Raw genomic sequence first — 24435 nt, forward strand, 5'->3', positions numbered from 1 at the left:
GAGGAAGAAATCAACGCATTTCACTGTGGAGAACCTGTGGAGAACCAAAATTTACATAAAATTCAAGGTGTTGTAAAGTTACAGTATAGACGATAAGGGGGAAGAAGGATGGGAGTGGATGGACTTTCTAAAAGATTCAAGGATTTTGCTGAAACAGAATGTGAAGGATCCAGCGAACTATACAAAAAATTATCTCTGTATATTGCAAAAGATGAGGAACTTCTGGAGCTATGCATGGATGCTCAGTATAATCAGCCTACTCCGAATCTTTTGTTAGGTGCAGTACACTTTTTGCTTTTAAAAGGGTCGGACCATGAGTTGAAAGAGTATTATCCAAGTATCGTAGAAATACCTAAAAGAGACAGTGAGTTGCTTCAGGTGTTCAAAGAATTTTGTCGAGAGCATCATAAAGAGATCGAATATCTTCTCAGGCATAAACTCGTCCAAACGAACGAAGTACGACGCTGTGCTTATTTGTTTCCGATCTTCTCCTATATTTATCAACAAACCGGAAAACCTTTATCACTTATCGAAATCGGAACGAGTGCCGGTCTGCAATTGCTATTTGATTATTACGCTTATTCATATGGAACAGCTGATGTTTACGGTAATGTAGATTCTTCCGTGCATCTTACTTCGGAAGTGAGAGAGGGCACGGTGCCTGAACACTTATTGACTGGAGTCCCACCTGTGCGGGATCGGATAGGGGTGGATTTGAACATTAGCGATCTCACTGATGAAGAAGAGCGGCTATGGTTAAAAGCACTCATTTGGCCGGAGCATAAAAATAGAATTAAGAATTTTGAAGATGCTGCCAAAGAGTTGCGGAAAAACCCTCTACACTTGAAAGAAGGGGATGGAGTAACGCTCTTGTCTGATATTGCAAAGGGTATATCAGCGGAAACGTCGCTTTGTATCTTTCACACGCATGTAGCCAATCAGATGCCGGAAGAGGTGAAGGGGGAATTGCTTCAGCAGGTAGAAGAAATTGGAGAAAAGAGGGACGTGTTCCACATCTACAACAATATAGATGATAGACAGTTACATATTGATTTCTTTTCAAACGGAAAAATCCATAAAGAAACGTTAGGAGAAACGGATGGCCATGGACGGTGGTTCGACTGGAAGGTGAAGCGCTATGATTAAAGAGGTAATTTTCCAATTGGAGGGTATTTTACTGGTCAGGGAGGCTTCGGTAGTACTTTTCTTATCCGACCAGGAGGAACGTTTCAAAGAGCTCTTGAATCAATTTCCGAAAGAGTACTACCTGAAGCGTTTCATAATTTGATAATTAATGTTGTAAGGTGACAGAGCCTTTGATTTTTTTCCCGGTGATTTTTAAAAGGATATCATTGTCTCCGAAGTCTCTTTCTACCATAACTTCTACTGTTTCGTTTCTATATACAGGTTGTAAAAACTGAACCTCGTACTCCCGGATGGTCATACCTTTATCAAGGAAAGGGGAGATAACGTTCATCGTCAGTCCCATGGTCAGCAGGCCATGGGCAATTGGGGCCTGAAACCCTTGCTTCCTAGCTTCTTTTGAATCCAAGTGGACGGGGTTATCATCACCACTGAGAGCAGCGTACTGTTCTATTGCTTCTTCTGTAATGGAGAATTTGTAACTAGTACGGATACACAATTTGTACACACCTCTTCATTTTGATCGTATACATACAGACATTGGGTATAGAAGGTATGATCTCTTTTTTTTCTTTCCTTTTCGAGGACTACTTGGCAACGGTAGGTTTCGCCAACAACAAGTTCTTTGGTCATAGTGCCGTACTGCTTCCGCAAAACTGGTGGAGTTGATGAAGTCCATGGGATTTCTATGTATCTATAAAAAATCATCGGAAATGTCGGTGGCAACTTATGTTGAGGCCCGATAATCGCCTCGAATTCCTCTACCATCTTCTTTGTAAGGGTCACTGGTGTAACCTCGGTTTTCATTATAGAACTTCCCATAACAACGACACCCCCATACCTCCGCCGAGACCGATCGTTGATAGAGAGTAGGCAGAAGAACAAGATCTTTTCAATTTATGGAATAAGCGGGTGACCAGGATAGCTCCCGATGCTCCGTATGGGTGTCCCAGCGCGATGGCACCGCCTTCGGTATTGATTTTATTATAAGGAATCGATAGTTCTTCGGAGACCAGGACAGCTTTTGCGGCGAAAGCCTCATTCAGTTCCAACAGGTCTATATCCTCTGTGGTAAGGCCATTTTTGGAAAGAATCGAGGAAATAGAGGAGACAGCCCCGGTGATAGGGTGATTAGGGTCTACGCTTGTCACAGCACTGTCTACAAAACGCAGAACAGGTTGGAATCCAAGCTCTTCCGCTTTTTCCTCAGACATGACGAGCACTGCAGCAGCGCCGTCATTGATTCCACAACAATTCCCCATCGTAACTGTCCCCCTTTCTGTAAAGCACGGAGAAAGACGCTGAAGCATTCGCTTATAATTGAGCTTTGGGTTCAGACTTTCGTCATTTCGCGGAAGTTTCGTGGAATGAACGATTTCTTCTCTAAAGTATCCATTTCCCTGAGCGTGAAGTGCCCGTTGGTAAGTGAGAAGGGCGTAGTCATCCTGTCTCTCTCTTGTGATGCCGTACATTTCAGCTGTGTGATCTGCTGCCTCCCCCATATCCGGGTCTCCGATAGATTCAGGGGAAAAGCGGGCCCGTTTTTCAAAAGAAGATTGGCTGGTGCTCTCTACCCCTCCGGCAATGAACACGTCACCTGCACCTCCTTGTATAAGGTGACAGGCAAGCCTTATAGTCTCGAGTCCTGAACCGCATTGCCGGTCGATGGTGACCCCAGGGGCCGAGTTGCCGCTTGCCAAAGAGGATAGTCTCCCTACGTTCCCGCCAGGTCCGACTGCATTCCCGAGTAGAATATCATCTACATGGAATTCAAAATCCCTGGTAAGTTCTTCAATTACGGCGGCAGCCAAGTCCTCAGGAGAGACCCCCTTAAGCATCCCCCCCTTTTTGCCGATTGCTGTTCGTTTTGCATTGACGATTACAGCTCGTTTCATTCAAATTCCTCCTCCAGCCATCGTCTGATTTCATTGCGCGAAATCTTCCCGCCTGATGTATAAGGGAAAGAATCGACCTTTTTCCAGATGCGCGGGATTTTATAAGCAGTCAGTTGAGAGAGCGCGTAGGATTTCAATTCTTTGATATTTGCGCTTCCTCGGATACAGGCGGCCACTTTCTCTCCCCAATAGGAGTCTTTGACTCCACAGACGACGACTTCATCGATTCCTTCCACATGTTTGAGTGTTTCTTCTATTTCCTGAGGGTAGATGTTAATGCCTCCGTAAATAATCATGTCATTGCTTCGCCCAACTATGTAGACATAGCCGTCTTCATCCATTTTTGCAAAGTCATGAACAGTCGCCCATTCTCCCGTTTTCACTTTTCTCGTCTCTTCTTCATTCTTAAGGTAGCCATTGAAAAGCATGGAACTCTTCACATAAAGTTTTCCTATTTCTCCTGGAACTGCTTCTGTACCATCTTCTTTACGAATGGATACCTCGACATTATGAACAGGAGAGCCGACCGAAGAATTTCTGGTAGCCGGTGTGTCATCCTTCAGTAAAGAAACGAAGCTGAGTTCGGAAGCTCCGTAAAATTCATGGATCGCTGCTTGAGGAAACCGTTCTTTCATCGTCCTTTTTACATCAGGAAGTAATTTTGCACCAGTGGACATGAACGTTACCCTGCGACTGCTCGACCACCTTTCATCTATGGTGGCTTGTATCATCGTCGGTACTGTGTAAATAACGGAAATCGGATGTTCCTCCAGAGCTCGAACGAGCCTGGAAGCTGAAAAATTCGGTAAAATATACACCGTTCCTCCTATATATAGAGTGCTCAAGGCTCCGTATAAAAAGGTGGAATTTACGAAGGAACCGGGAATCAGTATATGGTCCTCTTGAGTGATACCGAGGTCCTGCTGGCTGCAGCGAAAGGTCTCTACCCAGGATTTGTGCGAGCGTATGAAGGCTTTCGGCTTCCCGGTCGAACCGGAAGTGAATCCTATGTAAAAAGGGTCTTCCCCATCTGTTTGGGGTGGTGTCTCTTCATGGTATTCTGACCATCGGCTCAAGTCCTCCGCGCAAATGAGTTTCGCTGACAGGTTCTCAAACATCCCCTTTTTACTTCTTTCAGCTATGATAAGATCCGGCTCTGTTTCACTTAACCTCACCTCCATCTCTTGTTGTTTCCAACGGACATCACCAATGATACTTGACCAGCCGGCTCTGCTTGCACCGGCAAACACTTGGAGAAATAAATGACCATTCGGTAGAAAAATGGCTACTCTCCTGTGAACCCCTGGTTCCCTGGCGAATGAAGCAGAGGTACGTCGCACAAGTTCGTTCCACTCCCGGTAGGATATAGTTGTTCTATCTGTTACGATAGCCGGATGTTCCGGTCGATCTTTGGAGTGTTGATGATAAAGGTCAGTAATATTCATTCAAATCCGCACTCCTTTCCTGAACGGAACGACGTTATAAAGTTTCACAGCTACGTAGGAAGCCACTACCACTTTGATAACATCACCAGGGAGATATGTAAGACTGAGAAGTGCCGCTTCACTCAGCGTGATCTGCATGATCATGGATTGAACCGGAACTCCGAATAGATAGATGATGAAAATCCCACCTGCCATGTTGGCGGCGAGCATCTTCCAAATGGAAGCATTTTTCATGCGATACGCTAAAAAGCCGATCACGAATGCCCCTGCAATCCAACCGATCAAAAAGCCTGCGGAGGGGGTGAAAAACACTCCGACTCCTCCCCGACCTCCGGACAACAGAGGAGCTCCTGCCGCCACCAATAATAAAAATAGAACTTGACTCAGCGATGCGTATTTTGGACCTAAATTAGCTCCGAGAACGCTCCCGGCAAGCATGACACCCAATGTCTGAAGGGTGATGGGCACCGGGGAAAAACCTAAAGGGACGGGAGGCATAAGGCCAAGTGCTCCCATTATTGCTGCGAACATAGATACGTATACGAGATGATTCAGTTTCATAGTGAACCTCCAATGTATGTATGGGTTAACAATTTCAGTATTACAATGAAAAAGATTTGTGTCAACGTTGTTTTTGACAATGGTTAACTATTATTAGCATACGATTATGGTACAATGAATCTACTACATAATGGAAGGTGTGATGTCTTATGGCACTACAACGGAGAAACTTTGAGGGCGAAGCACATAGTTTTGGAGAAATATCCATGAAAAGGGGACATTACACTGAAAACAGAAGAGAAACAGCTTTATACTGAAACGGACCGTCTGTACATTAAGGCTCTGGAAAAAGAAGACTATGAGCGATGGAGAGAAGGTTTTCGTCATAGACTCCAGTCTCAGCACAAGTATGATGGAGATAGGGTGAACCTGGAGGAATGGTCTCAGGAGAGATTTGATGGAATGGTTGAGAAATTTGAAGAGATGGCTGAGAAGGACGACTTATATGTCCTTGGGATTTTCAGAAAATCAGATGATAAACACCTAGGGAAAATCGATCTTAGTACAATCATGAGAGAGGAGTTCCAGTGGGGGATGCTCGGATACAGGATCCACAACCAGTTTCGGAATCAGGGCTATGGAGCGGAGGCTGTCGCTGAAGGTCTGAACCTTGCTTTTGAACGGCTCGGTTATCACCGGATGGAGGCACATATCAATCTCGACAACCCGGCTTCGATCAGACTTGCTGAGAAGGCCGGTATGATCTACGAGTGTACGCGGAAAGGGTTCATTTACGAAGACAAGGAATGGACGGATAATCATGTCTATTACTTGAATACAGAATAGGTGCAATTATTGAAACAGGCTTTCTCTACAAAAAAGGGGGAGTCTGTTTTTTAGTGCCTGAGAATATTGTACTTTATATTCATTGACGCCGAGCCTGACTTTGTTAACAAAAAAGTAATAAATGAGTTGTTCATAATTGATCGTTTATGTTTTTTCGAAAGGTTTTTAAGTTTAACATGAAATATGTTCGTTGAGTTATTCACCATTTTATAGCCACTTGTGTTCGAAAAAAGAGAGCCTTTGCTTTTGCCAAAAAGCCAAAATAAAACAAAGATCTTCGGCATTCATCCCTCATTTAAATAAAGGGAGTTATGCTAAAATTATCCATGAAGATAAAGGGGTTGAGAGACATGAAAAGAATCGAAGGAACCAAATAAACAAAAGCCTTCCATTTCATAAGGAAGACTTTTTTACATAAAAATGATTCCGCTTGCATATAGGTAATAGCCGAAAAGATGTGTACTACTCCACGACGGGGTGGTTTTTTTAATGGTCAAAATTCCTCACGGAGACCCACGTAAGCAAACGAATGCCGCTCCCTCCAAAAGCGAAGGCCTCAAGAATTCGATCGAACGTTTCGTATCCCTGAACGTAGTCCATCCCATATACCGGATGAACAGGAAGCCGAGCGGGATAAGAATGTACGCCTTCACCAGAAAAGAACCGAGATGAATAGTCTTCCCGGGATCACTCTGGACCCCGGTGATGACGAGTGAGATTCTTTTCTTCGTCATCATAGCAGGTAGTTCTCCGGTGATATCCTCTGCATGTCCCTTTGGATCGTCCCCGAACACTTCCTCAGCCGTGCGCCCATGCTTCTGGACCTTAAAGAGATGGTCGACCGTCTCCGAAAGCACTTCCTCCGTTTCCCGTTATTGGTTTCAATCATTTCTTTGCTATTCATCACGGCCTCCTTTCTCAATAACAGATCCACCCGTGGATAGATTTCTTCCAATTCTTCTTCTATCTTGCAATACATAGGAGCGAGAAAATAGTGAAACCTTTTTTGTAGTCGTCCGTAGGATAAGGGTGAAGGGGAGGGATCATCCATGAAAAAAATCATTCTCATACTCGGGGTGTTACTGTTTGTTTCTCCCTGGACCGTGTTAGCAGTGGAGTACGAAATCGATCGGACGAACATCACTGCACAGCTCCAGGATGATGGAAATGTCGAAGTGAGCGAAACACATACGTACACGTTCGATGGGGAATTCAACGGGATTACGAGAGAACTCATCCCTAAAGAGGAGACGTCTATCACAGACTTCCAGGCTTCTGAAGACGGAGCTGAATTAGAAATCGAGCGGGAGGAGAACCTCTATAAAATCCACCGGACCGGTGAAGATGAGACGGTGACCGTCGATCTTACCTATATTATCGAAGACGGTGTCGAGGTATATTCTGATGTCGGCGAGTTTTACTGGCCGTTTTTCGATGAAAGCAATGAGTCTGATTATGAAAATATGACGATCACCGTTATGCCTCCGGAACCGTCAGAAGCGGAAGCGGCATACGGTTTTGATGCAGCTTATGACACCGCTGAAATCTCTTCCGGCGGAGAAGTGACGTTTGATATGGGTGAAGTATCCGAAGGGAAAAACGGAGACATACGAGTCGCGTATGATGCTGCTCTCTTCTCTCAGGCAGAGAGGACGAGGGACGAAACGATGTTGCCCGTGATCCAATCAGATAAACAGGAACTGGATGAACAGATGGCTGCCAGGGCGGAGCGTCAGGAGCGCTGGAGTAGTATGGGACCCTATATTATCGGGGCATTTCTCTTATTGGCATTACTCATAAGTGTGACCGGTTGGAGAAAAAGACAGGAAACCGTGCGCGAAGCGGAACGTCAGCAGAGCGGAATCGGTCAGTTTCCGAAGACTTCGATGAGTCTGCCCGCAACGCTCATGTTTACCAATCACGGACAGGTCACCATTCCGATGATGACTTCGGCACTGCTTGAGCTCGTACGAAAAGGGTATGTCGAGAAAGTATCCGAAGAAGAGTTCCGCATCGTTCAACGGAACACCGACTATGAGCATGAAAGCCTTCTGATGGAGTGGCTCTTCGACGAGGTCGGCCACGACGGAATGTTTCATGTCGAGGACCTGGAAGTTTATCTGGAAGATGAGGAGAACATCGAGGAGTATCAGAACAGCTTCCATTCCTGGAGTGAAGGAGTGAAACGGGAGGTGAAGCAATATGACCTGTATGAGGATAATACGAAACCTCGCTGGATTGCAGGGATTGCTGCTCTCGCTGTTGTTCCGTTCGCTATTTTATTCCCGGTCTTCGGAGTATACAGCTGGATGGTAGGAGCGATCGTGCTATTTTTCTACTTCCTGTTCTTTGATATAGCGTATCGCCCGCTTACATTTGAAGGGCAGCGGATCAAGCAGGAACTGGAACCTCTGAAAACCGGAGACAAGTGGCAGGAGTGGGAAGAGAAGGAACAGATCACTGCATTTCTCTACCAGATCGGAGCAGGTAAAAGAAAGCCTGACAACGACTTGACCTTAACTGCTGTTACTGGCAATGACCTGATCCTGTTCATGGTGCTCGCCGGAACGCTGGACCACAGTTTCGAACAGGCTGACCAACATGCTGCCGTTTCAGCTACTACAGGCGCCGGGGCCGGCGGAGGAGCTGGTGTCGGTGGCGGCGGTGGAGGATCCGGAGCGTTTTAAAACTTATAGGAAGACGGAAGCGGCTGGGAAGTAGGGATAATACTTTCAGCCGCTTTTATTATCTCTTTACATAAAAGCAAGTTTCTCACAAAGGAGAATGATTGCTTTATTTAGAAATACATACAGATGAATGTTCGTATCGGTTATCGTTTAATGCTTTCAAGATGAAATCGGCAACGTCCGCTCGTGGAATGGTTTTTGCTTTTCCAGGCACACCGGATTTTGATTCTTTATATTTTCCTGTCGGGGTTTCATTCGTTAGCCCCATCGCTCTGACAATGGTGAAATCCAGGCCATGAGATTGAATATAGTCAACTGCGTTGCGATGGTCTCTTAGGGCGTTTTTAAGTATTTTCATAATTATCTTCCCGCTTATTCCTGGCATTTCTCCGTTGATACCTGCAGAAGACGTGAAAATGATTCGATTCACGTTTCGCTCCTGCATGCCAGTTACAATGTTTTTCGTCATCTCTTCAACCTCGGTCGATTTTTTCAAGCCTCGACTTGAACCTAAACATGAAACGACGGCATCTTGTCCTGCAATTGCTTCAGCTACCTCTTCCTTATTAAAAGCATCCCCCTGGGTAATATTCAGAAGGTCATGCGCCACTTCTATCTTTGAAGGAGTGCGTACAAAAGCAGTCACTTCCATCCCTTTATCCAGTGCCTGCTTTACAACATGTTGCCCTACTCCTCCAGTGGCACCAAATACAATTATTTTCATATTGTTCCTCCTAGAATAATGAGTTATAAAAGTTTGTCTAGAGGAATTATTAGTTTAATTTAAACCTCTCTAAATCTCTTTAGTGACCTTTTAGCTGATGGCATTACTAACGAGAAAACTTGAATTTCTCATTCACTTTTAACTTTTATTAGTAGTATAACACTTTTAAGAAAAGCCACCTTTGGATATTGTCGTAATTGGGAAATAGAAAATCTAGTGAGAGAGGAGAATCTGGAAGACACCTCACTTCTAGACTTCTTGGGGAGGTTATTAAAGTATTGTTTGCATGCACTGCTCTTAGGTAAATAGATATAAATGAAGAATTATCTATACGAGAAGATTCATTACTCGTGCTTTTTCATTCGGACAAAACGTGTGTTATTATCATCATAATGAAGGTATAATTAAATATTATAGGTAAAGAAGGTACATATATGATTTTTATTATTATTTCACTAATTATCGGCTTTTTGACAGCGTTCGCCGGCAGTATCGCCGGCCTGGGAGGGGGAGTCATCCTTGTTCCCTCCCTCTTATTTTTATCTGACTATTTCGAGTCGTTTTCGTGGGTCACACCTCAGCGGATCGTTGCGATATCCTTGATCGTCATGATCTTCACCGGGATGTCCTCGGCGATTTCATATATCCGTCATAAGCGGGTCGATTTCAAGCTTGGTGCCCTGTTTCTCGTCGGAAGTGTTCCGGGAGGTATTGCAGGTGCATACATTAACGGGTTCATCGACGGAGATCTGTTCTCCCTTATCTTCGGCGGGGTTATGATTTTCGTTTCGCTACTGTTTTTCCTTCCGAGACGCCAGTCGTCCCAGTCTCTTTTCAAAAAAGGAATGGAGCGGGTGAAGACGGTAGGCGGGGAAGAATATCATTATACGGTGCCGATTTCGCTCGGGGTGATCTTGGCATTCATCGTCGGAACCTTATCGGGGCTGCTAGGCATCGGCGGGGGATCACTTATGGTGCCTGCGATGATTCTTCTATTCCAGCTTCCACCGCACATTGCGACAGCGACTTCGATGTTCATGATTTTCTTCGCCGTGATTCCGAGTTCCGTCACGCACATCGGTCTCGGGCACGTGGATTGGTACAGGACTTTGTTTTTCATCCCTGGTGCCTATCTCGGCGGTACCGTCGGGGCCTACGTCAACCGGAAAATGAATGCCAAAAGTGTAGAATGGGTGCTTCGTATTCTGCTCATATTGATCGGAATCCGCCTGATTTCCCAAGGACTTTAATAAGGAGTAGAAGCTATGAGTGAAAAAATATTCGTCTATTATACGAGCGATCTGCACAGTCATTTTGAAAAATGGCCGCAGCTTGCAGGTTATATCGAAGAGAAAAGGCGGGAGCATGAAGAAAAGGGCGAAGCTGTCTTTGCTCTCGATAACGGGGATCATATGGACCGCTTCCATCCGATTGCCGAAGGTCTGAAAGGCAGAGGGAACGTGGAGCTTCTGAATGCGAGCAGCTATGATATGGTGAATATCGGAAACAATGAAGGGATTACGCTTTCCGACAATGAATTGTATCATCTTTATGACGAGGCTACGTTTCCCGTCGTTTGTGCCAACATTACACCTATCGATAAAGAGGATCCGACCTGGCTCAAGCCGTACGAAATCAAAACGACTGAGTCAGGTGTGAAAATCGGTGTAATTGGTCTGACGGCTCCGTTCCGCGTTTTCTACAAGCTTCTCGGCTGGGACGTGAAACCGCCGGAGGAAGTGATGAAAAAGTATATGGACGAGGTGAAGAAACAAAGTGATGTCGTCATTTTATTATCCCACCTCGGGTATCATACCGATCGCCAGCTCGCAGAGGATTATCCGGAAATCGATGTGATCATAGGCGGGCATACGCACCATTTACTTCCGGAAGGGGAGATGCATCACGGTGTGCTTCTGACGGCTTCCGGGAAGCACGGGACGCACCTTGGAGAGATTTTTCTCGATTGGGATCATGAGCGTGGCACTCTGGAGAACAAAGAAGCGTATACCGTAGCTTCCACGGCTCTTTCTGAAAACAAAGAAGTGAAGAAGCGTCTCGACCGGCTGAATGCGAGAGCTCAGCACCTTCTTCATTCAAAAGTTACGGATCTTAAGGAACCGCTTGATGTAGCCTGGTTTACTGATAATCCCCTTATTACGCAATTGACAGAGGAACTGCGTCGCTGGACGAAAGCGGATATAGCCATGCTGAACGCGGGAGTTCTGCTTGAAGGGCTCGGCAAGGGAGAGGTTACGTATTCGGATCTTCACCGCATCTGTCCTCATCCGATGAATCCGTGTAAAGTCCACTTGAGTGGAAAAGAAATCGTGGAAGTGGTGCGTTCTGCTCACACGAAACAGATCACCGAGTTCCCGTTGAAGGGCCTCGGATTTCGCGGGGAAGTGATCGGGAAAATGATTTTTGCCGGGCTGGAGGTCGAAACCGTGACTTCGTCAGACGGGGAGGAGCACGTGAGGAAAGTGCTGTTCAACGGAGAACCTGTGGAGAAGAATCGCTGGTACAGCTTCGCGACAGCTGATACGTTCAGTTTCGGGAAGTTCTTTCCGGAAATAAGTCACAGTAAAACGAAGACGTATTATCTTCCGGAAATGCTACGGGATGTTTTAGTGAAAGCCGTCCGCTCAATCGTAGGCACCTCCTACTGAAAACTAACTTAATTCTTTTCCCGGAGCTCTTGCATTGGGAGAATGAAGCTGATAGAATTAATCCGAATTAAATACGCGTGAGACCTTATCGCCTCGATGAGGTAGAGGAGCGGGAAACATGAGTATCCGGTCAGAGTGTGACAGCGAAGACGACCGGAAAAAGGGTTCCCTGCCGAAGTAGGGGTAGTCGTCGAGCTATCCTTGCTGGTACATGTTTGAACAAAGGATGTACTGTCATGCATTTTGATAAATGCATGGTGCGCTACTGATCGAATGGAGGATAATCATATTGCCTGAAGGAGCAATGATGGATTATTTTTCATCATTGCTTTTTTATATGCAAAAAAACTTCCGATTACTCCTATATTCACTCCCCAGTAGTCTTTCCATGCAAAATATATTTTTGGAGGTAGACTCATGGAAGGAACAATCTATTCCCTGATCCCCGCTGTACTGATGCTCATATTAGTCATAGCGACCCGTCAGGTTTTATTATCACTAGGACTCGGGATCCTCGTCGGTGCGTTCATGCTGACAGGATTCGATGTAGTAGGGACACTCAGTCTCGTGTGGCAGGAATTCTATACGATCTTCTTCACAGAAGGTGCGCTCAATATGGGGAACCTGTACCTGCTTACATTTCTGTTATTGCTCGGTATTATGACTGCGTTCATGACTGCTTCAGGCGGAAGCAGGGCGTTCGGAAAATGGGCGGTGAGCCGGGTGACGTCGAAAAGAGGGGCGTCGCTCGTACCGGCGATTCTTGGTATTATCATATTTATCGATGACTATTTCAACGCGCTTGCTGTAGGTCAGGTGGCGCGACCGGTGACCGACAGACAGAAGGTATCGAGAGCGAAACTCGCATACTATATCGACTCTACGTCTGCACCGATCACCGTCATTTCCCCGATCTCGAGTTGGGGAGCCTACATTATCGGTACGCTCGCTACCATTTTGGCTGCGAATGAGATCACGGACATCGGAGCGTTCGAAGCGTTTATCCAGATGATTCCGTACAACTTCTACGTATTTGCTGCAATACTGATGGTGTTTATGACCATTTTCCTGAAGCTTGATCTCGGGGCGATGAAAAAGCACGAAGAAAGAGCGGAGCAAAGCGGGGAATTGACCGATCCGAAACATAAGGATATCCCCGGAGATCTGAACGATGAGTTCAAGCCGCATGACAACGGCAAAATCATCCATCTGCTTCTGCCGATCATCGTCCTTGTCGTCGTGACGGTCGGAATGATGATCATCACCGGTATCCAGGGGACAGAAGGTTCAGCGGATATCTTGAGCACCTTCGCCAATACGAATGTGAACATCTCCCTGTTTTACGGAGGACTGATCGCTGCGATTACAGCGGCCGTCATGTACATGACGCTTCCTTCTGAAAAATCGGGGCTCGAGAAAGTGCTCTGGGAAGGAATCAAAGCCATGCTTCCGGCGATCTACATTCTCGCTCTCGCATGGATGATCGGGTCTGTCATCGATCAGCTCGGTACAGGAGAGTATCTGGCCGGACTTGTCCAGGCTTCCAACCTGAACATTGCGTATCTGCCGCTTCTCATTTTCTTCACCGCAGGTTTCATGGCACTTGCGACCGGAACTTCCTGGGGTACGTTCGGGATCATGCTGCCGATTGCAGGAGAAATCGCAGCTGTTACGGATCCCGCGTTTATCGTGCCGGCATTGTCTGCGGTTCTGGCCGGTTCTGTCTTCGGAGATCACTGTTCTCCGATTTCCGATACGACGATCCTTTCTTCGACGGGGGCAGGATCCCATCACATCGATCACGTGCTCACACAGCTGCCGTATGCAATGATTGCAGCGATTGCAGCCTCTGTCGGGTATGTTCTGTTCGCTGTCGTCGGAAACGTCCTGGTGCCTCTCGTAGCGACGCTTGCCGTCGTTATCGTAATCGGCTTTGTATTGAAAGCGAAAAAATGAATCAAGTGTGGAAGATCGGCAGGGAGGAGTTTTTCCTTTCTGTCGGCCTTTTTTGTTTATTTAGAATTGCCTGAATTTTCTTTTGACATAGGGGTTTCTTCCCATTATAATTTATAGGTGATTACAGAGAAATGAAAATAATCACATTTGTCTGAAAAATTTATGTGTGATCGTAGGGCAAATGAACGAAAAAAAGGGAGGTCTTTTCTATGGAAAATCGCGCACAATGGGGGACCCGGGTAGGGTTCTTACTTGCAGCGATGGGATCGGCGATCGGTCTCGGAAACATTTGGCGTTTTCCCGCAACAGCTTATGAAAGTGGTGGCGGCGCATTCATCGTACCTTATCTATTCGCACTACTTACTGCCGGGATTCCGCTTCTGATCATGGAATATACGATTGGGCACAAGTATAGGGGATCCGCTCCGAAATCCTATGCCACGATGAACAAAAAGATGGAATGGATCGGTTGGTGGCAGGTTCTAGTCGCATTTGTCATCTCCACCTACTACGCGGTCATTATCGCCTGGGCCCTTATGTATGCATTCTACTCATTCGGCCAGTCGTGGGGTAGTGATCCGACAGCGTTCTTCGTCGGGGACTTCCTGAATCTTGTCGACGCCGGACAAATCGGCGGTCTTGTACCGAAAGTACTGATTCCTCTCGTCATTGTTTGGGCGATAGTTTTGGGAACGCTTTCAAGAGGAGTCAAGAAAGGGATTGAGGTAGCTAACAAAATTTTCATCCCGACCCTTGTCGTACTGTTTCTTATCATTGTCATCCGTGCTGTCACTCTACCGGGAGCCATGGCCGGCTTGAACAGCTTTTTCGAACCGGATTGGAGCAGGATCGCGGATCCGAACGTCTGGATAGCGGCGTATGGACAAATATTCTTCAGTCTATCTATCGCCTTTGCGATCATGGTCACATACGCTTCATATTTGCCGAGAAAGTCTGATATTACGAACAATGCCTTCATAACCGGTTTTGCGAACTCGTCCTTCGAAATCCTTGCAGGTATCGGGGTATTCTCCGCTGTCGGGTTTATGGCATTCCAATACGATACGACGGTAGCAGGACTTGCTGCGGAGAAAGGTGTCGGTGGTTTAGGTCTTGCGTTCATGGTATTTCCTGAAATCATCAGTCAGATACCGGGCATACCTGGATTATTCGGCTTCCTGTTTTTCGCATCACTTGTGCTGGCCGGGTTCTCTTCGATGATTTCCATTTCAGAGACGTATGTAGCAGCTGTCTCTGAGAAATTCAATATTTCCCGCCAGAGATCAGTCATTTACGGTGGAGGTATCGCAGCTATCATTTCCCTGCTGTACGCAACACGAGGCGGGTTGAATATCCTCGACACCGTCGATCACTTCATCAACAGCTACGGAGTGGCGCTTGCAGGTCTCTTCGAAGTCGTAGCCGTAGCCTGGTTTGCTCGGGAGCTGAAAAACTTGCAGACCCACGCAAACAAAACATCCGACGTGATGCTCGGGAGCTGGTGGCGTGTATGTCTAGGTGTCATTACACCGATCGTACTCGGGTTCCAGATGGTTCAGAACTTCACTTCGGAGCTGGCGGAACCGTATGCAGGATACCCGGCGGACTTCCTCATCTACTTCGGCTGGGTCGTAGCAATCGCAGCTATTCTCATCGGTTTCGCCTTCTCCATGAAGAAGTGGCCGACAAACACAGTGTTCGTCGATCCGACGAAACCAAACCATAAGGAGGGGTCTCGCTAATGGCTGTCGTCATGTTCATCATCACAATTACAATTATATGGGGCGGACTCGCTCTCAGTATTACGAATGCTGTTCGTAAATCGAAAAATCAATAAAGATAAAAGCAGTCTGTGTCTTTCGCAGGCTGCTTTTCTTCGTACATAAGGGCTTCCGGTTCTCCTCCCGGATATCGCTTCCTCTTTTTTGTGACGGGCGGAAATATGGTATACTGACTACAACGTAAGAGGTGATAGAATGCTGGATTTGTTAGGTAAACAATATGAAATCATTGAAAACCACAGAGATGCTGTGGATGAAGAAGCAATCGATCAGAGAATCAGCGATATTTTAAGCAAATATGATTTTATTGTCGGAGACTGGGGCTATGGACAGCTCCGTCTGAAAGGTTTCTATGACGATCAGAATCAGAAGGCGACGTTCGATACGAAAATCAGCACGCTGGAAGATTATCTTTATGAACATTGTAATTTCGGATGTGCTTACTTCATTCTGAAAAGAATCGACAAGTGATGGGACAGAAAAGTTCCTGTTCTTTTGTTTCTGCAGACAAACCACCCTCCTGATGCTTGTAATATTCTTACACAGGAGGGTTTCTGTATGGAAAAGGCTCTGTTAAAGCCGGTTGTTGATTTTAAGGACGAAGGGTGGAGACGCCTGCGGGAATAGCATGAACGGAAAATCACCGGAATTGAACGGAGTGAGGTTCCGGAAGCCCGCGTCATGCCCGCGGCAAGCTTCCCCCCGTAGGGATGAAAATCAACAATAAACGATAACAGAGCCATGAAAAAAACTGTTACATTCGAGATCAGAAAGGTTGGGGGACTAGATGTATTTTGTGAATCGTGAAGAGATTGAAAATTTGCTTCTCTATGTAGAGGAACTGATTCCGCAGCTGCAGCAGGCGAAGGCGACTTCGACTACCGAGCGTCTGGCACTGGAGCGGGCGACCCATATGAGTATAGAAGTGATCATCGATGTCGGTAATAAAATGATCGACGGCTTCATTATGCGGGACCCGGGAAGTTATCATGACATCATCGATATACTGATGGATGAAAATGTCCTTCCTTATGAAGAGGAGGATCTGTATAAACGGATCGTGGATATGAGGAAAATAGTCGTGCGGGAGTATACCACCGTATCCCATGAAGCACTACTTAACGAATGGACGGCCTGTATCGATGCCCTCCGGGAGTTTCCAGAACGCATCCGCCATTATCTGAATGCAGAGCTAGGTAATGTTTCGGCGTTTACGAAGGAGCGGGAAGAATGAAGAATTACAAGGGGATGCTGCTCGACCTCGACGGTACGATGTACAGAGGACAACAAGTGATTGAAGAAGCACCTGGATTCGTAGAAGTGTGTAAGCAGGAGGGTATTCCTTACCTGTTTCTCACCAACAATTCCTCCCGTATGCCTTCCCAGGTGGCGGAGAAATTGAACGGGATGGGTATCTCTGCCCGTTCGGATCAGGTATATACGTCAAGTATGGCGGCAGCTGCTTATATAAGTCAGAACTACGGAAATCCGAGTGTATACATGATCGGGGAAGAAGGGCTCGAAGCCGCACTGGAAAGCAGTGGTGCGACATTCACGGAAAAGGGAGCGGATATCGTCGTCGTGGGGATCGACAGGGAGCTGTCGTATGAAAAACTGAAGCTCGCTGTTTTGAATATCCAGAACGGTGCGACGTTCATAAGTACGAATGAAGATAAAGCAATCCCGACGGAAGAAGGGCTTCTGCCCGGAAATGGATCCATTACGGAAATGATCGCCCTTACGACAGGGGTGCGTCCGCTTTATCTAGGGAAACCTCAGGCGTTCATTATCGATCAGGCGCTGGCGGTGCTCGGGACCGCGAAAGAAGAGGCGTTGCTGGTGGGGGATAATTATTATACGGATATTCTCGCAGGTATCCGTGCGGGGGTGGATACTCTGATGGTGGAAACCGGAGCGACATCGTTCAATGATCTGAACGATGTCCGCGTACAGCCCACTTATAAAGTGAAAACGCTGGATGAGTGGAATAGCTTAAGTCGGTGATTTAACTATTCTTCGTCATCTCCAGCGGCACTGTGTGCCAGACGACTCGAAGCCGCAGCGGCGATAGCGCCTACGATGTCATCTAAGAAAGTATGACATTTGCCGGTGGACTTATCATCAAGTTCTTTAAGGATGCCTGGTTTCTGTTTGTCGATGTAGCCATAGTTCGTGAAACCGATAGAACCGTAGACGTTCACGATTGCGAATGCAATGATCTCGTCAATCCCATACAAGCTCTCGTCGGTAACAACGGTCGTTTGAAGCGGTTCTTCGAGTTTATTATCCTCAGCGAGCTTGTCCATTTGGATCCCGGTGATGATAGCGTTCTGCACTTCTCTTTTTTGAAGTACTTTATGGACGTTGTGGCGACACTCATCGAGCGTGAGCCCTTCGTGGTATTTGGACTGGAGATAATAGACGAGATCGGCCATGTCATCAATGCCGACGCCGCGTTCTTTCAGCCAGTTTCTTGCGGTCTGTTCTAGTTCCGTGATTTTATTTTCCATGATAGCTTCCTCCTAACAACTGATTACAATTTTCATTTACCCGAGTTTATACAGATACAAACTCGTGAATACAGTATAACAAAGAGAGAGACGTACGTCCTCTCCTACAGAAACGGGGGCGATAACGATGCAAAAGCCGAAAGTATACATTACGAGACCGTTGCCGGAAGAAGTGGTAGAGCCTTACCGCGGAAAATTGGATATTGAAATGTACGAGGTGGATGAACCGATCCCTGCGGAGCGACTCTCTGCACAGGTGAAAGAGGTGGACGCCCTTATTCCGATGTTGAGTGAAAAATTAGGGGAAGAGTTTTTCCGCGAGACTTCCGCAAAGGTCGTCGCAAACCTTGCCGTGGGCTTCGATAATATCGATGTGGAAGCTGCGAGAAAGTACGGGGTCACAGTGACGAACACGCCGGATGTGCTAACGGAGACGACGGCCGACCTTACTTTCGCTCTGATGCTTAACACCGCGAGAAGAATCACTGAAGCAGAAGCCTACATAAAAGAGGATAAGTGGAAGCAGTGGTCCCCGCTGCAGCTTGCGGGGACGGACGTCCATCATAAAACGATGGGCATCGTCGGGATGGGACGTATTGGGGAAGCGGTAGCTCAAAGAGCCAAAGGTTTCTCCATGGACATCCTTTACCATAACCGCTCCAGAAAAACGGAGGCGGAAGAAGAACTCGGGGCGCGTTACGTTTCTTTTGACGAGCTGCTAGAAAAGTCCGATTATGTTGTATGTATGACTCCATTTACGGAAGAAACGCGTCACTTATTCGGGGAGGAGACGTTCCGGAAGATGAAGCGTGATGCATACTTCATCAATACCTCCCGCGGAAAGACGGTGGATGAAGAAGCTCTTTACCAGGCGCTTGAAAAGGGGGAAATCAAAGGATGCGGACTCGATGTATTCGAGGAAGAGCCGATCTCCTCGAGTCACCCGCTCCTGCAGATGCAAAATGTGACGGCTACACCTCATATCGGTTCGTCTTCGGTGGAAACGAGATACCGGATGATGCAGCTTTGTCTCGATAATTGTATACGCGTCTTATCCGGCGAGGAGCCGATCACACCGGTTACCTGAAGAACAAAAAAAGAGAAGGGGGCGCCCTTCTCTTTTTACACTTATATGTTTAGAATACCTGCTCTACTTCGTAAATTCCCGGAACTTCCTGGCTCAAAGCCCGTTCGATTCCGGCTTTCAATGTGATGGTGGAACTTGGGCAGTTGCCGCATGCTCCCATAAGACGCAGACGGACGATGCCATCTTCCACATCTACGAGTTCCACGTCGCCTCCGTCACGAAGCAAGAATGGACGTAGTTTATTGAGAACTTCCTGTACTTGATCCTGCATATCAACTTTCCCCTTTCTCGATCTTCTTAATTTTATTTTAACACAAAATAAGAACGAGTGACTTATGGAATGAGAACTATTATCATTTTATCTTTTTTCATGAATTTTGTAAAATGAAAGTAGCTGAGAAGGAGGCGAATGCTCATGAATGAGGGAAACGTGACTGTAACTGTTTATGGGGCGAGAGAGCGCTGTGCGAGTTGCGTGAACGCACCGGGCTCGATAGAAACGTATGAATGGCTCCAGGCAGCGATCGGACGTAAATTCGGAAATGACAACATTTCTTATCGATATATTGATATATTTGAAGCGGAAGAAGATGAATTCATAGAAAAAATCATGGAAGATGAACTGTTTTATCCATTGGTTCTTGTAGAAGGGGAAGTGGCCGGGGAAGGGACACCGCGGCTGAAATCCGTCTATCGTCACCTGGAAAAACGTGGTCTGACAAAGCAGGAGGGATAGATTGAATCCTCTCATCGAATTTTGTGTAACTAATCTTATAGACGGCTCTCAGGAAGTGAAGGAACAACTCGAAAAAGATCCTGATCTCGACGTTCAGGAAGTAGGATGCCTGAATCATTGCGGCCTTTGTGCCATCAAGAATTACGCACTCGTGGAAGGGGAGCGGATTTTCGCCGACTCCCCGAAAGAGTTACTTGAAAAAATATATGCTTATCTCGAGGAAGAACAACTGGTTTGAATGGATTGAACTATTGGCGTTCAATCTATATACTGAAATTAGAAAGGGGAGGTTCCGAATGGTTTTAAAACTTACGGAAGCTGCAATTTATAGAGTCAAAGAAATGCTGCAGGAAGAAGAGTCACAGGATAAATACTTGCGCTTTGGTGTCCAGGGCGGAGGATGCAGCGGTCTTTCTTATAAACTTGGTTTTGAAGATAACATCAATGAAGATCTTGACATAACGGAAGAACACGATGGAGTGCACGTCGTGATCAATAACCAGGACGCTGCGATTATTGAAGGTACGGAAATCGACTTCAAACAGAATATGATGGGCGGAGGATTCACAATCGAAAATCCTAACGCTATCGTATCCTGCGGGTGCGGTTCTTCGTTCCAAACCGCTACAGCCAAAGGGACACCGGACCCTGATTGCTGATAAACTGCATAACCGGTTCTTCCCGATCAGGGAAGGATCGAACATCAATACGTCTTTCGAGCGAATGGAAATTTCGTTTGAAGGCGTATTTTTTATAGGTTACGAAGCAGATAGCAACGAATGATTTTAAACTATTATGGGCGTGAGGAATCAGGAAAGACTAGCTCATAAGATGTTTCCGTAGGAAGAGAGTGTCACTTGATATAAGTAACTTGACAAGGTTATAATTAGGTTAACTACTATAACTTCTATTTGTAACGCAGTGGCTATAAATCAAACAATAGAAAAGGTGTTTACATTGAGAACTTTCACTTTAAATCAATTAAGGGCCAACAGAGAGAAAAATGCTCGTAATTTTAAAAATGTCATTGAAGATTTTGAGAAGAAAGTAGATAAAGATAGTGAATACAAAAAGGGAAGAGTCCGGCCTAAAGACTCTGGGGAAGTGAAGATATTAGATTCTTTCATAAATAAGTGAAGAATATAATCTAACGGGAGAATAAGTGTATATGGACTTGTATGAAGCTAAAAAAGCATTATCGAAACTGGATCCTGTAGATAAATTCAACACCATGTTAAGTGTCGCAGGTATAGTTACTTCGGTCCTGGAAGAAGACGGAGTAAAGCCTGTGGTGGTAGGTGGTTTATCGGTGGAAATCTATACTGAAAGAGAATATACAACAAGAGATATTGACTTTGTGAGTGTGGGTAGAGATATAGTAATCAAGAAACTCAAGGCTTTAGATTTTAAAATTGATAAAAGTAGTCAACGTCATTTATACAGGGATGATTTAGAGGTTGTTATCGAGATACCAGATGATGAGTTAGCTGGGGATTTAGAAAAGGTTATTAAACTTCAGGTGGACGAAGATATTTTTGTGTACGTTATTTCTATTGAAGATATTATATTAGATCGCTTAAGAGGTACTACCGCTTGGAATTCGGCTGAAGACAAGAAGTGGGGGTTTAAGTTACTCGCTTTAAATTTCGATAGAGTTGATTTGGAATATTTACGAAACCAAGCTAGTCCTTTTAGAGAAAAAAGTGAACTGGAAAAGTGGATAGAGGAACTGCAATAACCATAGTAACTCTGTAAGGGGTTATTTTTTATCTGAAAATGTGTGAAACCCCTCTCCTTAGTTTTCGATCATGTGCGAAGATGGATTGACTTAGTATAACGGGAGTCATCGCTATAAAGTCGAGATAAAACGACCTAAGCAAATGTTGTCAATCGACGTATGACATGAGTAAACCCGTCGAGCCAACGCTCAGCCAAAGGGACACCGGACCCTGATTGCTGATAAACTGCATATCCGGTTATTCCCGATCTGGGAAGGACCGAACATCAATACGTCTTTCGAGCGAATAAAAATTTCGTTTGAAGGCGTATTTTTTATGGGATTTTCCAGAGAAACGCTCGAAAGTATCCGTAAAAGTGAATGAGGACGTTTATATTAAAAAATCTATTAACCCGTTAACGATAACAGAATCATAAAAATGGAGAATGCAAGGGTGTTTTTTGTGTAATTACAATTATTTGTATACCTTGTAAAGGATTCGGATATCCCTGCCTGCAAAGGCATGAAAATGTGGTAGGGTTTAAATATAGGAGTCCTCACCGCTTACTACGGAGAAAAACATTTGTAGAGAAAGCAATGCAGGGAGTTGTCATGTTATGAGAATATAGAGGAGGGATGGAATGGCTGGCAAAAAAGGAAAGAAACCGTTTTTCAAGAGAGTGTGGTTCTGGATCGTTCTCGTTGTAGTAATCATGATCGGAGGTAGCCTTGGCAGTGAGGAAACGGCCGAAGATGCAGAGGACTCGACGGAAAGTGAGCAGGTCTCCAGTGAAGAGATAGGTGATTCTGAGGCAAACACGGAGGAGTCGGAAAAGAAAAGCAACGACGAAGAGGAAAACGTAAATGCTTCCGAGCAGAGTGATGAAGCAGAGGAAAGTATGACGACCTCTCAAAAGAATGCGGTAGCGGAGGCAGAGAATTATCTGGAGTTCTCGGCATTTTCAAAACAGGGACTCATCGATCAGTTATCCTCTGATTATGGAAGTGGTTATCCACAGGAGGATGCCGAATTTGCGGTGAGTCAGCTGGAGGTCGATTGGAACGAGCAGGCTGTTGACAGCGCTGAAAGTTATTTGGATATGAGTGCTTTCTCAGAACAGGGACTCAAACAGCAACTCACCTCCGAAGCGGGCGAACAATTCACCGAGGAACAGGCACAATATGCTATCGATCAGCTTGATTTCGGAAATAACGGAGAGTCAGAGAATGCATCTTCCGGGGACAGTAATGGCTCAGGTGAGTCGATGAGTATGTCTCAGAAGAATGCCGTGGAGGAAGCGGAAAGTTATCTGGAGTTTTCGGCATTTTCAAAGCAAGGGCTCATTGATCAGTTATCCTCGGATGCAGGGAGCGGTTATCCACAGGAGGATGCCGAATTTGCGGTGAATCAGCTGGATGTTGACTGGAAGGAACAAGCCGTAAAAGATGCAGAAAACTACCTGGAAACTATGTCCTTTTCCAGAGACCGGCTCATTCAGCAACTTTCCTCTGACAGCGGCTCCGGGTTCACTAGAGAACAGGCTGAATACGCAGTTAATGAAGTAGGTTTATAGAAGCCGGAGGGATAGAGAGTTACCTGCCAAATTTTGAGCTTGTATCCTACACATAAAAAAATGCTTTCCTTTGGCTGGAAAGCATTTTTTTTAATGAAATTATCCGGAAAACATGCTGGTGGAATGTTTCGGCTGTACTCGGGCAGTCGGGTCTATATAGTTCTTCGCATTATTGACCGCTGTCGGTCCTTCGCCGAAACCGGAAGCGATCAGTTTCACTTTACCGGGATAGGTACAGATGTCACCGGCAGCGTAAACACCTTCGATATTCGTCTCCATTTTCTGATTGACGACAATACTGTTCTTATCGATGTCGAGTTCCCACTCCTTGATCGGGCCGAGAGAACTGATGAACCCGTAGTTGACGATCAGATCATCGATATCAACGGTTTCTTCCTGCTCGCCCTTCACTTCTTTCAATACGACCTGGTTGATCGTTTCATCACCGACGAGTTTCTCGGGAGTGAACGGGGTGAGAGTTCGCACGCTGGAATTCTCCAGCTGTTCCACACTGTGCTCGTGAGCACGGAAATTGGCTCTCCGGTGTACAAGCGTCACCTGTTTGGCGATCGGTTCGAGCATCAGTGCCCAGTCGACCGCTGAGTCCCCGCCGCCACAGATCATGACATTGTGTCCACGGAACCGCTCCATGTTGTTCACGTGGTAGTGAAGGTTCGTTTCTTCAAAACGCTCCGTATCTTTTATCTTCAGTTTTCTCGGTTCAAAGGCACCGTTGCCCGCTGTTATGATAATCGTTTTCGTGTAGTGGACGTCTTTGTTCGTCGTGAGTTTGAATGAACCATCTTCCTGTCTCACCACGGTCTGGACCGCTTCTCCAAGCGTAACGTCGGGATCGAAAGCCATCGCCTGTTCCGTGAGATTGTCGACGAGCTCCTGGGCTCTCACTTTCGGAAAACCGGCTACATCAAAAATATATTTTTCCGGGTATAGCGCAGTAAGCTGGCCGCCGAGATGAGGGAGACTCTCGATTATATTGACGGACGCCTGGCGCATACCTCCGTAAAAGGCAGTAAATAATCCAACAGGTCCACCACCGATTATCGTAATATCATGAACTTTTTTACTCATATAGGGAACCTCCTGTATATACGAAAAATCACTTCTTTAATACTTCAGCACAATTATTACAATAGATAATTATTG

27 protein-coding genes and 1 riboswitch are annotated in these 24435 nt (G+C 45.9%); of the genes, 18 read left to right on the forward strand and 9 right to left on the reverse strand.

Going from position 1 to position 24435, the window contains the following annotated elements:
- Positions 1–108 precede the first annotated feature (108 nt).
- Positions 109–1146 (forward strand): DUF2332 domain-containing protein, encoded by a 1038-nt coding sequence (locus tag BW944_RS06480; protein WP_076557916.1) that lies wholly within the window; start codon positions 109–111, stop codon positions 1144–1146.
- Entirely contained in the window at positions 1139–1288 is a 150-nt protein-coding gene (locus tag BW944_RS14995) for a hypothetical protein (RefSeq protein WP_159438177.1), read from the forward strand. Before BW944_RS06480 ends, BW944_RS14995 begins: the two co-directional genes overlap by 8 nt.
- Before the next feature lie 3 nt (positions 1289–1291).
- On the opposite strand, the gene BW944_RS06485 is transcribed toward BW944_RS14995, so the two are convergent.
- The 4 genes from BW944_RS06485 to BW944_RS06505 all read right to left on the reverse strand — a co-directional run bounded on the left by BW944_RS06485 (position 1292) and on the right by BW944_RS06505 (position 5044).
- Entirely contained in the window at positions 1292–1651 is a 360-nt protein-coding gene (locus BW944_RS06485) for a MaoC family dehydratase (protein ID WP_084193657.1), read from the reverse strand.
- 298 nt (positions 1652–1949) lie between these two features.
- Positions 1950–3038 (reverse strand): acetyl-CoA C-acyltransferase, encoded by a 1089-nt coding sequence (locus BW944_RS06495; protein WP_076557920.1) that lies wholly within the window; start codon positions 3036–3038, stop codon positions 1950–1952.
- Complete coding sequence (locus BW944_RS06500) at positions 3035–4483, reverse strand: AMP-binding protein (protein ID WP_076557922.1); 1449 nt, start codon at positions 4481–4483, stop codon at positions 3035–3037. The genes BW944_RS06495 and BW944_RS06500 overlap by 4 nt, the downstream gene beginning before the upstream one ends.
- Entirely contained in the window at positions 4484–5044 is a 561-nt protein-coding gene (locus BW944_RS06505; RefSeq protein ID WP_076557924.1) for a biotin transporter BioY, read from the reverse strand. It lies immediately after the preceding gene.
- A gap of 282 nt (positions 5045–5326) precedes the next feature.
- On the opposite strand from BW944_RS06505, the gene BW944_RS06510 reads away from it, so the two are divergent.
- Positions 5327–5830, forward strand: coding sequence for a GNAT family N-acetyltransferase (locus BW944_RS06510; protein WP_407690080.1), 504 nt, complete (start codon positions 5327–5329; stop codon positions 5828–5830).
- Positions 5831–6333: 503 nt separating this feature from the next.
- On the opposite strand, the gene BW944_RS06515 is transcribed toward BW944_RS06510, so the two are convergent.
- The gene (locus BW944_RS06515) at positions 6334–6687 is read right to left on the reverse strand and encodes a hypothetical protein (RefSeq protein ID WP_076557928.1); all 354 of its coding nucleotides are present in this window, start codon (positions 6685–6687) and stop codon (positions 6334–6336) included.
- 192 nt (positions 6688–6879) lie between these two features.
- Here BW944_RS06515 and BW944_RS06520 point away from each other — a divergent pair, with 192 nt between their 5' ends.
- Positions 6880–8517, forward strand: a complete 1638-nt coding sequence (locus BW944_RS06520; RefSeq protein WP_076557930.1) for a DUF2207 domain-containing protein — start codon at positions 6880–6882, stop codon at positions 8515–8517.
- 106 nt (positions 8518–8623) lie between these two features.
- Here the strand turns inward: BW944_RS06520 and BW944_RS06525 are convergent, their stop codons facing one another.
- The gene (locus tag BW944_RS06525) at positions 8624–9241 is read right to left on the reverse strand and encodes an NAD(P)-dependent oxidoreductase (RefSeq protein ID WP_076557932.1); all 618 of its coding nucleotides are present in this window, start codon (positions 9239–9241) and stop codon (positions 8624–8626) included.
- Positions 9242–9675: 434 nt separating this feature from the next.
- Between BW944_RS06525 and BW944_RS06530 the strand changes: the two genes are divergently transcribed.
- The 8 genes from BW944_RS06530 (at position 9676) to BW944_RS06560 (ending at position 17651) form a co-directional block, all read left to right on the forward strand.
- Positions 9676–10491 carry a sulfite exporter TauE/SafE family protein gene (locus BW944_RS06530; protein WP_076557934.1) on the forward strand — a complete coding sequence of 272 codons (816 nt, stop codon included), beginning with the start codon at positions 9676–9678 and terminating at the stop codon, positions 10489–10491.
- Positions 10492–10506: 15 nt separating this feature from the next.
- Entirely contained in the window at positions 10507–11910 is a 1404-nt protein-coding gene (locus BW944_RS06535) for a bifunctional metallophosphatase/5'-nucleotidase (protein ID WP_076557935.1), read from the forward strand.
- Between the two features lie 94 nt (positions 11911–12004).
- A riboswitch (Lysine riboswitch) is annotated at positions 12005–12183 on the forward strand.
- Positions 12184–12327: 144 nt separating this feature from the next.
- A complete protein-coding gene (locus BW944_RS06540) occupies positions 12328–13866 on the forward strand; it encodes a Na+/H+ antiporter NhaC family protein (RefSeq protein WP_076557937.1) in 1539 nt (512 codons plus the stop codon).
- 209 nt (positions 13867–14075) lie between these two features.
- Positions 14076–15608, forward strand: a complete 1533-nt coding sequence (locus tag BW944_RS06545; protein ID WP_076557939.1) for a sodium-dependent transporter — start codon at positions 14076–14078, stop codon at positions 15606–15608.
- Entirely contained in the window at positions 15608–15703 is a 96-nt protein-coding gene (locus BW944_RS14855; protein WP_143525667.1) for a MetS family NSS transporter small subunit, read from the forward strand. The genes BW944_RS06545 and BW944_RS14855 overlap by 1 nt, the downstream gene beginning before the upstream one ends.
- 139 nt (positions 15704–15842) lie before the next feature.
- A complete protein-coding gene (locus tag BW944_RS06550; RefSeq protein ID WP_076557941.1) occupies positions 15843–16118 on the forward strand; it encodes a YutD family protein in 276 nt (91 codons plus the stop codon).
- Between the two features lie 316 nt (positions 16119–16434).
- On the forward strand, positions 16435–16881 hold the full coding sequence (locus BW944_RS06555; protein ID WP_076557943.1) for a DUF86 domain-containing protein: 447 nt from the start codon (positions 16435–16437) through the stop codon (positions 16879–16881).
- Positions 16878–17651, forward strand: a complete 774-nt coding sequence (locus BW944_RS06560; RefSeq protein WP_076557945.1) for a TIGR01457 family HAD-type hydrolase — start codon at positions 16878–16880, stop codon at positions 17649–17651. The genes BW944_RS06555 and BW944_RS06560 overlap by 4 nt, the downstream gene beginning before the upstream one ends.
- A 5-nt stretch (positions 17652–17656) precedes the next feature.
- Here the strand turns inward: BW944_RS06560 and BW944_RS06565 are convergent, their stop codons facing one another.
- The gene (locus tag BW944_RS06565) at positions 17657–18157 is read right to left on the reverse strand and encodes a phosphatidylglycerophosphatase A family protein (RefSeq protein WP_076557947.1); all 501 of its coding nucleotides are present in this window, start codon (positions 18155–18157) and stop codon (positions 17657–17659) included.
- 127 nt (positions 18158–18284) lie between these two features.
- Between BW944_RS06565 and BW944_RS06570 the strand changes: the two genes are divergently transcribed.
- Entirely contained in the window at positions 18285–19244 is a 960-nt protein-coding gene (locus BW944_RS06570; protein ID WP_076557949.1) for a 2-hydroxyacid dehydrogenase, read from the forward strand.
- A gap of 49 nt (positions 19245–19293) precedes the next feature.
- Here the strand turns inward: BW944_RS06570 and BW944_RS06575 are convergent, their stop codons facing one another.
- Complete coding sequence (locus BW944_RS06575; protein ID WP_076557951.1) at positions 19294–19515, reverse strand: NifU family protein; 222 nt, start codon at positions 19513–19515, stop codon at positions 19294–19296.
- Positions 19516–19659: 144 nt separating this feature from the next.
- On the opposite strand from BW944_RS06575, the gene BW944_RS06580 reads away from it, so the two are divergent.
- The 5 genes from BW944_RS06580 (at position 19660) to BW944_RS06605 (ending at position 23271) form a co-directional block, all read left to right on the forward strand.
- Positions 19660–19980, forward strand: coding sequence for a YuzD family protein (locus BW944_RS06580; RefSeq protein ID WP_076557953.1), 321 nt, complete (start codon positions 19660–19662; stop codon positions 19978–19980).
- 1 nt (position 19981) lies between these two features.
- On the forward strand, positions 19982–20218 hold the full coding sequence (locus BW944_RS06585; RefSeq protein WP_076557955.1) for a YuzB family protein: 237 nt from the start codon (positions 19982–19984) through the stop codon (positions 20216–20218).
- Between the two features lie 58 nt (positions 20219–20276).
- Entirely contained in the window at positions 20277–20639 is a 363-nt protein-coding gene (locus tag BW944_RS06590; RefSeq protein ID WP_076557957.1) for a HesB/IscA family protein, read from the forward strand.
- A gap of 509 nt (positions 20640–21148) precedes the next feature.
- On the forward strand, positions 21149–21718 hold the full coding sequence (locus tag BW944_RS06600) for a nucleotidyltransferase (RefSeq protein ID WP_076557962.1): 570 nt from the start codon (positions 21149–21151) through the stop codon (positions 21716–21718).
- Between the two features lie 620 nt (positions 21719–22338).
- A complete protein-coding gene (locus BW944_RS06605; RefSeq protein WP_076557964.1) occupies positions 22339–23271 on the forward strand; it encodes an Ltp family lipoprotein in 933 nt (310 codons plus the stop codon).
- A 99-nt stretch (positions 23272–23370) separates the two neighbouring features.
- Here BW944_RS06605 and BW944_RS06610 read toward each other — a convergent pair whose 3' ends face one another.
- Positions 23371–24360, reverse strand: a complete 990-nt coding sequence (locus BW944_RS06610; protein ID WP_076557967.1) for an NAD(P)/FAD-dependent oxidoreductase — start codon at positions 24358–24360, stop codon at positions 23371–23373.
- Between the last annotated feature and the right edge of the window lie 75 nt (positions 24361–24435).

Origin of the sequence: Salimicrobium flavidum, from assembly GCF_900156645.1 — a bacterium.
In the GTDB taxonomy this organism is placed as follows: domain Bacteria; phylum Bacillota; class Bacilli; order Bacillales; family Halobacillaceae; genus Salimicrobium; species Salimicrobium flavidum.